This window comes from Arcicella sp. LKC2W, from assembly GCF_034931005.1.
Lineage (GTDB): Bacteria > Bacteroidota > Bacteroidia > Cytophagales > Spirosomataceae > Arcicella.
Genome location: NZ_JAYGIN010000003.1, coordinates 109,555 through 122,119, shown reverse-complemented (window position 1 = coordinate 122,119; position 12,565 = coordinate 109,555). Strand labels below are relative to the sequence as shown.

Genomic DNA, 12,565 nt, shown 5'->3' with positions numbered 1-12,565 from the left:
TGCCGTTTGAATTCTTCGCTGAAATAGCGAATAAATTTTTGCCCAGTGTTCTTGGTTTTGTCCATCTTTTGATACGTTTTAAGTTCAAAATTTGGTCAACTTATTTCAGGACGGGACATGGTTATCAGTTGATTAGTTACTGGAAATTAGTTTGCGTGTTTTCGCCTTCACCAATTTCCAGTAACTAATTACTAATTTCTAATAACCAGTAACCAATTCCCAATAACTAATAACCAATTTCTAATAACCAATAACCAATTTCCAGTAACCAATTTCCAATAACTAATTCAAAACCATTTTCGGGAAACGATACATTTGTGAATCATAAACCATCAATTGGTCGATTTCTAACTCAAAATATTTGTATAAAGGTGAGCGTTCGAGTTGCTTGTGAATATCGGGCTTATCTTTGGCATTCATGGTTATCCAACCACGCCCAACCTCCGCTGAAATAGCGTAAGAATCAATCACTCCCTTCAAAATCAGCTCATTAATTACGCCACGATGTTTGGGAACGAGACTCATAAAATCCTCATCAATACTAAAAAAAACACTTACCTGATATTTGTTCATCTTACGTCTTTTTGATTCTTAGTAAATATAGTAGTTATTAGGGATTAGGCAAATAGGAATGAAAAATTAGTTTTATCACTACAATCACTAACATAAAAAATACCTTGACAGTTCGATTGACCATCAAGGTATTTTTGTTTAAGAATGGGTAATTGAACCAAATCTTACACCGCTCCCATCAGGTAAACTGCTCCTTTCGGACCAACTTCTGTGGTACTTCCTCCTGTATCCTCTAATGAAATCGCAAAGGCTACTGCATTTGAGAATGACTTCATTTTCAAGACATTACCTTTACTATCAATCATCCCTGCATCAACAGGTTTACCGTCAACAATTGCCCAAAGTTGGTATTGTTTGCCTTTTGGCACTTCGGGTAAAGTTAAAGATGACAGATATACTTCTTGCTTGATTTTATCAAAATATACTAATGCTTTTGCTTGAGGAGCAACGGGTTGTCCAGAAAGCTGAATAATTTTAACGTCAGGGTTTTGTAATATTGCCACTTCTTCTTGATAGCTTGCTTTCAAAGTTTGTCCTTCTTTTGCAAGAATTTGATTTTGACTTTCAAGGGCTAATACTTTTTCTTCAGAATTTTTCCAATTCTTAAAGAACCATATATTTGCTGATATACTTAGGGCTAATAATACCCACGAAGCTGCCATTTTAAATATTGACCTCTGCGGGGCTGACGATTGTATATTTTGATTGAGACTAACTACCTCACGAGGTTCTGTTATCTCTCTCACTGATTGGTTAATACTTCCTGCATTGCTATTATCAACTATTGTATGCTCGTTGAAAAGACTTTCCATGATTTTATTTTTCAAAAATGCTGGAGGTTCTGTTTCATATTGTAAAGCATAAGTTTCAAGTGAGTTTGTAATAGCATCTAATTCTTGGCGAATTGCAGGGTATTCCAGTGCCAGACGTTCTACTTCTGCTGACTCCCCAGCAGTTGCTACACCCAACACGTAGCTTTCTAAAATGCCTGATTCTATATATTCCTTAGTGTTCATATCCATTTATCTAAAATTGCCGATAGCAAAACAAGTCCAAATTGTACAAAATATTGTCTTAACTGCACAATTGCAGCTTTGACACGAGTTTTCACTGTCCCCAAAGGAATTCCAAATTCATCTGCTACTTCTGCCTGTGTGTAACCTTTGAAATAGAGTAATTCTATCATCTGTTGGTGTTCGGGGCGAAGATGCTCCACTACTTTTTTCAAGCCAATGGCATCAACATCAAACTGACTGCTTTCTTGATTGTCAATCAGATTTATGTTTGAATCAATGTCTTGATTTCGTTGAGAATTTTGAAATTCTTGCGAGCGGATTCGGTCAATTGCCGTATTTCTTGCTACGTTCAGAATCCACGTAAAAAGTGTTCCTTTCGAGCGATTGTACGCATCTATATTTTTCCAAATCTTCACAAAAGAATCTTGCATGACATCGGCGGCTATTTCTTCTGAGCGGACTATTTTCAAAATAACGCCATACAATGCCGATGAATAATTATCATACAAGATGGAGAACCCTCGTTGGTCTTTGCTTTGCAACAACACCACCAGAGCGTCTTCAGCTATAATCGTTTTACGTTTAGACATGAGTGTATTTTATCAAAGAATGAAGTGTATTGATGCCTACCGCATTCTTATTTTTGATGGCTTAATAAAGATAATGGGAATAATTGAGAGTTTCCAAAGTAAAATATCTAATCTTCTGAAACTCTGTAACTTTTCGTCCAAAACTTTCATTCAAGTAGTGAACATTATAATTTAGTATTTGTTTAAAAGCACTTTGCATAACGAATAATTTAGAAACAAAGGACTTCCTCAAAATGGGAAGCCCTTTGTGTATTACCCATTATTAAACCACACCTGTCTATTAGGCGTGGAGGGAATCGTAAAATGTATGATAAAGGGGAGTACATACTAATCAGCCAGAAAGCCGCCACTTGTAAAGAAAGGAAAACCTTTCCCCTAAATGAATAATATTTATTGTACGTCGCTCCTTTATCTTACATTTTCTTTCTCTCCATACCTTACATTTTAGGCAATACAACTGCGTCTAATACATGAATAACACCATTTGATTGATATACATCATAAGTAGAAATGTTTGCCATTCCACCATTTTCATCCTTCAATACTATATTGTGAGAGCCATTCATCATAGCTGTTAAAGTTCCACCGCTAACGGTTTTGAATGTTGCTTTTCCACCACCTGTTTTAATTGCCTTTGAAATGGCATCAAAATCATATTTACCTGCTACTACGTGGTACGTCAAAACCTTTGCTAAAGTTGCTTTATTTTCTGGTTTCAATAATGTTTCAACCGTTCCTGCTGGCAGGTTTTCAAAGGCATCATTTACTGGTGCAAAAACCGTAAATGGTCCTTTTGTTTGAAGCGTAGCTACTAAATCTGCTGCTTTTACGGCTGCAACAAGCGTTGTATGTGCTTTTGAGTTCACGGCATTTTCAACAATATTTTTCGCAGGATACATCGGTTCTGAACCTACTGTTACTGTTTGTGCTTGTGTTGCAAAAGAGGCTACTCCCAAAATTAATCCGAATGCTAATGTTACTTTTTTCATTTGTTTGTGATGTTTATATTTTGTTAAATATTTGTTTATGTCTTTAATAAACTTTCAAACAGATTTACGGTAAACAATTGTAGTTGGATTTATTTGAACGAAAAAAAAACAAAACCCCCACAAATGTTTCCATCTGTGGGGGTTTTGTCTTCTAACCAAAATTGCCTTTCGGCAGTATAAGAAATTATTTTCCTGATTTTTTCTTAGCTGGAGCTACTGCTTTTGCTGGAGCTGGAGCTGCTGCTGGAGCAGTTTTAGAAACTGTTGGAGCTGGAGCTGGTTCAGCTGCTGGAGCTGCTGCACCTTTTGGATTTACTTCTCCTTTGATTGATAATACAATTTGTGGACTTTCTGAATTACTTACAACTGTTACAGTTTTAGAGAAGTTACCTGGGCGACCTTGTGAGTTGAAAGAAGCCGTTACTTTACCTGTTTTACCTGGCATTACTGGGTCTTTCGTCCAATCTGGCGTAGTACAACCACATGATGCTTGTGCGTTTGAAATTACCACTGGAGCAGTACCTGTATTTGTAAATTCAAAAGTATAAGTAGCTTGTACACCTTCTTCAACTTTACCAAAATCATGAGATTCTGTTTTGAATTTGATAACTCCTTGAGCATTAGCAAAAGTTGCTACGAACAAAAATGCGAAAACGAAAAGTAATTTTTTCATGTCTAATTTTGATTTTTTGTTAAACGTTTATTGATACCTGATTATTTACTTGAATTGGACATTTGTGCTTTTTACACAAACGAATTGCAATTTAATTTAAAAATATCTTAGAATTTTTAGAGAATTAAATAAAGATTTTTCAATAATCAAAAACAAAGAATATTCTTCTAAATACTTGACCTATCTCTCTTTAATTATCCTTTACGATTATTCTACGAAACAAAAGTAAATGCTCTGAAAAGGTTTGCAAAATCTTTGCCAATCTTTAACAAATCATTAACAATAGATATAAAGCATACCACCCGACAGCAATGTTTGTTGTACTAATTAATTTTTTGTATTTTTGACAGTTAGATACTCGAATTTCAAACATCAAGTATCAACCCATTATCGACCATTAACCCATCTCAGCCTTGGAAAACACACTACTATCCGAAGTCCTCACATTCAGCAAAGAGTCGGTCTTGGCTGATTATCATCTTGCCCGTTTGAGTCGAGAATGTAGCTTATTGGTAAGAAAAGAGGTTTTTGCAGGACGAGCAAAGTTCGGTATTTATGGAGATGGAAAAGAAATGTGCCAAATAGCACTGGCTCGTGCCATGCAAGCAGGTGATTTCGTTTCGGGATATTATCGTGACCAAACCATTGTGGCAGCAGTTGGTGACATGACTTGGACGCAATATTTTTCTCAACTCTACGGACATCCAGACGTTGAGTTTGACCCACATACGGGCGGACGAACCATGAACAACCACCACGCTACTCGTTGGTTGGATAAAGATGGCAAATGGCTCGACCAAACTAAATTATATAACTCAATCGGTGGAGTGTCTTCAACAGCAGGGCAAATGCCTCGTGCAGTTGGAGCCGCTTATGCTTCTAAACTTTACCGACATCTCCCTGATTTACAAGACGTTTCAGAAAAATTCACTCGTGATGGAAACGAAGTTTGTTTCTCTACTATTGGCGATGCTTCTACTTCAGAAGGAATGTTTTTGGAATGTATCAATGCCGCAGGAGTTTTACAAATTCCGTTGGTGATGTCTGTTTGGGACGATGGCTATGGAATTTCTGTTCCTTCTGAATACCAAACGACAAAATCTTCTATTTCAAAAGCATTGGCAGGCTACCAACGCAACGAAGACGGAGCAGGTCTTGAAATTTTTACCGTAAAAGCATGGGATTATGTGGGCTTGATGGAAACTTACCAAAAAGCCGCAACTTTAGCTCGTGAGTTCCATATTCCTTCATTGGTTCACGTTGAAGAAGTTACCCAACAACAAGGACACTCCGCTTCTGGCTCTCATGAGCGTTATAAATCTACCGAAAGATTACAATTTGAACTTGATTTTGACTGTAATCTAAAATTTCGTGAATGGATTATTTCAGAAGGCTTTGCTACGGAAGAAGAACTACAAGAAATTGATAAAGAAGCCGTAAAAGAGGCTCGTCGTTGCCAAAAATCAGCATGGCAAGCTTATACCGATTCTGTAAAACCAGAACGTGAAGATGCTCTTTCGTTGATGTACCAAGCGGCAGCAGAAACTCAAAACGGAGCAGAAGTAAAAGCCATTGCCGAAGACTTACGCAAAGCAGTTAATCCTATTCACCATGAAAATGTAGTGGCAGTTAGAAAAGTGTTGAGAGCTTTACGTTTTGAAGAATCGCCCGCAAAACAAGGATTACGTGAATGGTTAGCCAAAACGGCAGAACTCAATTTTGAGCGTTTTGATTCGCATCAATTCAGTATTTCAGACGAATCTCCGCTGAAAGTCCAAGCCGTTGAGCCTGAATATGATGGAAGTTCTCCAAGTGTGGACGGACGTGAGATTTTGAATAAAAACTTCGACCATTTATTTACGATTGACCCAAGAATTTTCATTTTGGGAGAAGACGTTGGTAAAATTGGCGACGTAAATCAAACCCTTGCGGGATTACAGGAAAAACACGGTGAACTAAGAATTACCGACACTGGAATCCGTGAAATGACCATTGTGGGTCAGGGAATTGGGGCGGCTATGCGTGGACTTCGCCCAATTATCGAAATTCAATATTTAGATTATATCCTTTATCCATTCGCAACCCTTTCGGACGATTTGGCTTGTTTGCAATATCGCACGGCGGGTGGACAAAAAGCCCCTTTAATCATCCGTACTCGTGGACACCGTTTGGAAGGCATTTGGCACTCAGGTTCTCCGATGTCTGTTTTATTGGGCGGTTTGAGAGGCATACATCTTTGCGTACCTCGCAACATGACCCAAGCGGCGGGAATGTACAACACACTTCTAAATTCAGATGACCCAGCGATTGTAATTGAGTGCTTGAATGGCTACCGTTTGAAAGAAAAATTACCGAATAACCTCCACGATATGCGTGTGCCTTTGGGCGTACCCGAAGTTATCAGAGAAGGACGTGACATTACGATTGTAACGTACGGTTCTATGTGTAGAATTGTGATGGAAGCGGCTCGTCAATTGGAAGAAATGGATATTTCAGTAGAAGTGATTGACGTTCAGACGCTTTTACCTTTTGATATTTCGCATAAAATTGTGGAATCAATCAAAAAGACCAATCGTGTGATTTTTGCCGATGAAGATATGCCAGGCGGTGGTTCGGCGTACATGATGCAACACGTTTTGGACGAACAAAATGCTTATCGTTATTTAGACTCGAAACCCGTTTGTCTGGCGGCTGTTCCGCACCGACCAGCTTATAGTTCAGACGGTGATTACTTCTCGAAACCAAACGCAGAAAACGTTTTTGATGCTGCCTATGCCATGATGAGTGAGTTTAACCCTCAGCGTTTCCCGAAGATATATTAAAAGTAACACAGATTAACGTAACATAGACTTCAGTCTGTAAGTCAAGTTAATACCTCAATAGTTTTACAGTCCCCTGTGACTATTGTAAACTTACAGACTAAAGTCTGTGTTACACACATTCCACACAAATGAAAAAACTCTACGCAATTATTGCCTTCTGCCTATTTTGTGGCTACCCTTTATTTTCGCAAACCATTTCTTCCAATGCCCCTTTATGTGGCAATGAAGCAATACTATTTTCTTCATCAAAAACTCCTGTATCAATAATAGCTTTTGCTAATACTTCAATCACTGGAACAGAAACACTATTGCCCAATAATTTCATCCATCTTGCTCTATTTTCAGGCAGAATATAGTCTTTGGGAAATCCTTGAATTAAACAGGCTTCTTCTTTTGTAATTCTTCTGTAATCGCCTTTTTGATAGATTTCCTTTAAAAATTGTTTTTTATAATCATCTTCGCTTTTAGCTTCTATTTCTTTTAATGTTACAAAATCATTGGTATCACTTGCAACTAAAGTCGGGAAAATATTAGAGCTTGGTAGAAAAACTCTGTTAATTCCGTATAATCCTGTACTTATTTTAGTATTTTTAAAATCGTATCTTACTTCATCACAACTAATAATTTTCTTCTCTTCTAATAATTTTATAGTTTTTGAAATAGATATATTTTTAACTTTTAAGGTTCGATTAGTTTTCAACTTATCAATCACTAAAATATTATCTTGATTACAATTCAATACTAAAATTTCATCTTCTGATAAATCATGAGCATTATAATCATTAACAATAAAAGCGTAATTCTCAGCTTTTAGGATATTTATTTCTACCAAATCATTTAACTCATCTTGTGTAATTGTTCTATCTAAACCTTGAAAATGAAATATAGATAAAGGATTACCATCTAAACTTCCATAATTACTTTTCCTCCTATTTTTCAAAAGTAAATAACAGATTTCTTTTTGTCTTTCTGTCGTATCCAAAATATCCCAAGAATGAATAGTAGAATGCCCATTTCGTAAATCATTAAACAAAAAATAATCATTGAGTCCGTTACTACTCGACAAACTCATATTCTTTGGAATGATAGTTTCTCCAAATAAATTTGTTTGAAAAACGTGTTCTTTCAGAATGAGATTTGACTCAAAATCTGTCAGAATATCTTTTAGTTTTATTTTTTTACTTAAAGGTTTTGGTAAACGAAATTTATCAGCAAACTCTTTATATCTAAAACCTATGATATAAATTCTCATTCTATTCTGAGGAACGCCGTAATCATAAGAATTAATTAAATAATAATTTGCAAAATAACCTGCTTCTTCGATACGCTTCAAAATATAAGAAAGTGCTTCTTTATTTCTTGGGTCAATCAACCCCTTCACATTTTCAAAAATAAATGCTTTGGGTTTAGATTGGTTCAATAGATAAATAGTATCATTCCAGAGTTGTCCTCTATCATCATCAAAACCAAGATTCTTCCCTGCAATTGACCAACTCTGACAAGGAACTCCACCCGTCAATAAATCATGCTTAGGTAACTCTTTAACCTTTGTAATATCACCTAAATTATTCTCAGAATCTTCATCAAAATTTATGCAATAGGTGTTAATGGCATCTTTATTTATTTCACTAAAATTCACACAATGCCCTCCAAGATTACTCAAAGCCATTTTAAATCCACCAATTCCTGAAAAAAGGTCAATAAAAGTAAATCGGCTATTATTATTCATATCGTTGTTATTTGAGTAAATTATCTTCAAAATTTACAGGTGGTTCTATTTGTAAAAATTCTCTGTAAATACGTTCTCTGTATTCTTTTCCAAGAAAATTCACTTCTTTAATAAAGTTACTGTAAGTTCCTTTTCCTCCTATCAATTCCCAAAATTCGTCTCCTATCAAGACAGATTCATCTTTCTGCATATTAAACCATCTTAGAGGAAAACCCCATTTATAGTCTTCTTTTCTTCCATAAGGATTGTAAGCTAAGGCATAAAAGGCATAATCCACTTGTGGAGGGTTCATTGCAAGCAATTTGAACATTTTTTCTTTACTAACTTTTGTTTGGTCACTATTTGGTAAAGGTGCTTTTAGTTCAAAAGCATACCTAACATCAGTCATTTCATTATGAATAAAAATATCGCAGGTCACACTCACAGAAATAGGCTCACCACCACCTTGTTTTATATATTCAAGCTCAGTTTTCCAATCTGGTTTAGCCTTGTCTTTCCCTTTGACATTATGCTCCAATTTATTCAAAACTTCTTGTATTCGCCTCAAACTTTCCGCTCCAACATTTCCAATTATGGTATGTCCCATAGAGCAACTCCCATGTGCTTCAATGGCTACCACTTGGGCTAACTTTTCCCATACACCACCAAAAGGAGTTACAAAACGTCTTTCAAAATGTGACCCTTTAAATATTTCATCAGGAACTAATGCGGCGTAAAGTGGCTTGCTTGCATGGTGTTTTTCTTTGACAAACGGGTCGTTTACTAAAACGTTTTCCATTACTCTATCCATCATTTTTGATACTACCCCTTTAATAGCCAATGCCACTCTCTCTTGTTTATTCATGGTGTTGATTTTGTTGAAACTTAATAAAGTTAAGCAAAAGATTGATGATGCCCAAGTATGCAGTCGCATGAGGCAATAATTGACTTTTCAACTTTGAAAGCAGGAACATATTTCTTAAAACTCAAAGCAGGTGAAAAATCAGTAACTCGGAAAGTGGTGAAGTTTTAAGTGTAGTGATTAGTTATTAGAAAATGGGGAAACGGGAATGCCTCCTCTAAATTCTGGACTCATTTTTTGAAGACACATTTAAAACAATTAGTGGTTAGATTTTAGTAGCGTTCAAACAACTAAAACCTAACCACTAATGACAAAACCTAAACCCTACTTCCCTTCAAACTTTGCTTTACCCGCATCTAAAAACTCAATGAATTTCTTAATATCTTGGTCAAAAGCACGGGGTAAAAGCATCGGCTTTGGGTAAACATTTGGATTCACCAAACAATAATAAGGTTGTGCATTGGCGTTGAAATGCGTAATTTCAAAATCAAGGTTTTGGTCGCCGAGGGTTGTTTTTTCTAAACCATCATCTTTTGACGTAAACCACTCACTCTTTGGCAATTCCGTTTTATCATCTACGTATAACGCAACCACAACGTAATCATTTTTGAGTCGCTTCAACACTTCTGGGTCAGACCACACGCTGGCTTCCATTTTTCTACAATTCACACAACCGTGTCCCGTGAAATCAATAAAAATCGGCTTATTCACTTTCTGAGCATACGCTACGGCATCTTTATAGTCAAAGAAACCTTGAATTCCGTGTGGCAATTTCAAAAATGAACTATATTTTATCGTTTTAGGAAAATCTGGATTTGAACTTTCAGCTACTTCTCCTGAACTTCTGGTCAACACAAAATCTTGCGTTTCAGTTGGAGGTAAAAGTCCAGAAAGGGCTTTCAATGGAGCTCCAAATAACCCTGGAATTAAATAAACCACAAATGAGAATACCGACAAAGCAACCACTAATCTACCAACGCTCAATTTCTCTACTTTATCGTCGTGTGGCATCAAGAATTTACCCAATAAATGTAAACCCATCAAAGTAAATGTAGCAATCCAAATCGCCAAGAAAATTTCTCTGTCTAAAATTCTCCAGTGGTAAGTTTGGTCAACGGTACTGAAAAATTTAAGAGCTAAAGCTAATTCTAAGAAACCGAAAAACACTTTAATGGTATTCATCCAACCACCTGATTTCGGGATTTTCTTTAACAATGAAGGCGATAAGGCTAACAATACAAACGGCGAAGCTAAACCCAAACCAAAGCCGAACATTCCGATAATTGGTTTTACAAATTTACCCGATGCTCCTAAACCTAATAATGTTCCCACAAATGGTCCTGTACATGAAAACGACACCAAAGCCAAGGTAAATGCCATGAAGAAAATACCGATGAAACCGCCTCTGTCTGACTGTGCATCTACATTATTGACAAAATTTGAGGGTAATTGAATTTCAAATAAACCCAAAAATGATAAGCCAAAAATGATAAAAATTGCAAAAAACAATAAATTTGGAATCCAGTGTGTACTGATAAAATTGGGAGCGGCTTGTCCTAAAGTTCCAGCGATTACCGTTCCAAACAAAACATAAATTCCAATAATTGAAGCTCCGTAAAGGAATGCTTTTCCAACGCCATTTTTTTGTTTGATGAAAAAACTAACCGTCATCGGAATTAATGGATATACGCAGGGAGTCAAACAAGTGGCTAAACCAACGCCCAAAGCAATCAAGAAAAAGGTTAAAATTGATTCTTCTTCGGGTTTTTCTTCGGTAGATTCAGTCGCTGAAACTGATACGGATGTGTCTGAAACAGCAACAGGAGCAGAAACTGATTCCTTTGCACTATCAGCAACATTTTCAGTTACCGCAGTGGTTGGAACAATTTTCTCCTCCTGTTGAGTTGGTTCTGTATTGTCTGTCGAAACCTTATCGGCTTCAACTTTTAATTCGTCTTCAGTTTTTTTTTTTGCAGATGCGTCTGTTGTCGCACCTGATTTTGCTTCTACTTTAAAAGCTCCTTTTACGGGGACACACTGCCCTGTTACGTCCGAACAAACCTGCCCGTCATACGTTCCTTCAATGACTGGATTTTCCTTTAAAATCTTAACTGACTGACGCATTTCGCCTTTTCCTTCAAAATAAGCAACATCTCCGTCAAAAATATCGTCGTGTTTTTTTATCGACTTAATTGATTTTAAACCACCAACAGCCTCAAAAGAATCATTAGTTTTTAATTTAATCGTTGAAACAATTGGACCAACACTCGGACTAAAATCAGAAGCGTAGTGATGCCAAGATTTGTTCATTTTTAGGGTAAAAATAATATCAACAGTTTCACCAACGGCAGGATTTGGTTTTGAAAATGCCCATGACCATTTTGCGGGTGTAACTTTCTGAGCATTGACACCTATTGAGAAAATTAGAAGGGTAATGAAACTAAAAAATATCTTTTTCATTTGAAGATGGGTTGTAAGGAAATAATCAATGGTTAGTCCGATTTCCGTAAAAGTAAACGTAAAACACTAATGTAAAGTATTAGTTACAAATTTAATAATATGTTACTGTATTTAAAAGGTTTACAAAATAAGTAGTCCAATTTTGCAAACATCTGACGCAGATTGAAGGAAATGGGAGCTTTATCAGAAGTTTTTAATCACTTCCATCGACAAATTATCATTCAAATATTGTGCATAATGAGCATTGGCAATTGTTCCATCAGTATTTATCAAAAACTCTGCCGTTAATCTACTCTTTGAGCCATCCATTTCATACTTCCCCCTGTAAGCCTTTTCGCCTTCATTGGCAGCGGTTTTTCCTCCCTTAAATACAAACCCTTTTAGCACTTTTGCCATTGATTTTGTAACACCAAAAGTATCATACAATGTTCCATTGGGGTCGGCGATAAGTGTAAACGGAATTTCTTCGGTAGTCGCATATTTCATCAAGTTTTCATTTGATGATTCATAAATTACTATCAATTCAATTCCTTTTTCTTTCATTTTTTTGTATTCCTGCATGAGTTGATGCACATGAGCATTACAAACAGGACAGCCCACAAAGCGTTCAAAAACAACAATGGCTTTTTTCCCTTTTAAAGTGGTATTACTAACTGTTTTTCCAGTAACGTCTGTCGCTGTAAAATCAGGTATTGATTGATTAACTTCCAATTTTGTCGGAACATTGGCATTTGCTTCAATAAACAAATAACCAAAAAGTAAGCCTATTCCACCTAAAATAGCAAAAAGCGTTTTTCTTAATGTCTGTGATTTGCGAGTAATTTTCTTTGTGTTTTCCATGATTTAATATTTTAAAATTTATTTACAAACAT

12 protein-coding genes are annotated in these 12,565 nt (G+C 36.2%); 3 read left to right on the top strand and 9 right to left on the bottom strand.

Going from position 1 to position 12,565, the window contains the following annotated elements; genetic code table 11:
* Window positions 1-188, top strand: a 188-nt coding sequence (locus VB796_RS03515) for a hypothetical protein (protein ID WP_323345124.1), incomplete at its 5' end; no start/stop codon positions are given.
* A 94-nt stretch (window positions 189-282) separates the two neighbouring features.
* On the opposite strand, the gene VB796_RS03510 is transcribed toward VB796_RS03515, so the two are convergent.
* The 5 genes from VB796_RS03510 to VB796_RS03490 form a co-directional block, all read right to left on the bottom strand.
* Complete coding sequence (locus VB796_RS03510) at window positions 283-573, bottom strand: hypothetical protein (RefSeq protein WP_109744605.1); 291 nt, start codon at window positions 571-573, stop codon at window positions 283-285.
* Window positions 574-737: 164 nt separating this feature from the next.
* The gene (locus VB796_RS03505; RefSeq protein ID WP_323345123.1) at window positions 738-1,589 is read right to left on the bottom strand and encodes an anti-sigma factor; all 852 of its coding nucleotides are present in this window, start codon (window positions 1,587-1,589) and stop codon (window positions 738-740) included.
* Window positions 1,586-2,179 carry an RNA polymerase sigma factor gene (locus VB796_RS03500; protein ID WP_323345122.1) on the bottom strand — a complete coding sequence of 198 codons (594 nt, stop codon included), beginning with the start codon at window positions 2,177-2,179 and terminating at the stop codon, window positions 1,586-1,588. The genes VB796_RS03505 and VB796_RS03500 overlap by 4 nt, the downstream gene beginning before the upstream one ends.
* Window positions 2,180-2,616: 437 nt before the next feature.
* Window positions 2,617-3,168 (bottom strand): fasciclin domain-containing protein, encoded by a 552-nt coding sequence (locus VB796_RS03495; protein ID WP_323345121.1) that lies wholly within the window; start codon window positions 3,166-3,168, stop codon window positions 2,617-2,619.
* 184 nt (window positions 3,169-3,352) lie between these two features.
* Entirely contained in the window at window positions 3,353-3,841 is a 489-nt protein-coding gene (locus VB796_RS03490; protein WP_323345120.1) for a DUF1573 domain-containing protein, read from the bottom strand.
* A gap of 413 nt (window positions 3,842-4,254) precedes the next feature.
* On the opposite strand from VB796_RS03490, the gene VB796_RS03485 reads away from it, so the two are divergent.
* Window positions 4,255-6,663 (top strand): alpha-ketoacid dehydrogenase subunit alpha/beta, encoded by a 2,409-nt coding sequence (locus VB796_RS03485; protein WP_323345119.1) that lies wholly within the window; start codon window positions 4,255-4,257, stop codon window positions 6,661-6,663.
* 172 nt (window positions 6,664-6,835) lie between these two features.
* On the opposite strand, the gene VB796_RS03480 is transcribed toward VB796_RS03485, so the two are convergent.
* Entirely contained in the window at window positions 6,836-8,392 is a 1,557-nt protein-coding gene (locus VB796_RS03480) for a DNA (cytosine-5-)-methyltransferase (protein WP_323345118.1), read from the bottom strand.
* A 7-nt stretch (window positions 8,393-8,399) separates the two neighbouring features.
* Window positions 8,400-9,236, bottom strand: coding sequence for a TdeIII family type II restriction endonuclease (locus tag VB796_RS03475; protein ID WP_323345117.1), 837 nt, complete (start codon window positions 9,234-9,236; stop codon window positions 8,400-8,402).
* Window positions 9,237-9,293: 57 nt separating this feature from the next.
* Here VB796_RS03475 and VB796_RS03470 point away from each other — a divergent pair, with 57 nt between their 5' ends.
* Entirely contained in the window at window positions 9,294-9,404 is a 111-nt protein-coding gene (locus tag VB796_RS03470) for a T9SS type A sorting domain-containing protein (protein ID WP_323345116.1), read from the top strand.
* A 153-nt stretch (window positions 9,405-9,557) separates the two neighbouring features.
* On the opposite strand, the gene VB796_RS03465 is transcribed toward VB796_RS03470, so the two are convergent.
* Together VB796_RS03465 and VB796_RS03460 are read right to left on the bottom strand one after the other, a co-directional pair.
* Entirely contained in the window at window positions 9,558-11,693 is a 2,136-nt protein-coding gene (locus VB796_RS03465) for a protein-disulfide reductase DsbD family protein (protein ID WP_323345115.1), read from the bottom strand.
* Window positions 11,694-11,876: 183 nt separating this feature from the next.
* Complete coding sequence (locus VB796_RS03460; protein ID WP_323345114.1) at window positions 11,877-12,533, bottom strand: peroxiredoxin-like family protein; 657 nt, start codon at window positions 12,531-12,533, stop codon at window positions 11,877-11,879.
* Window positions 12,534-12,565 lie beyond the last annotated feature (32 nt).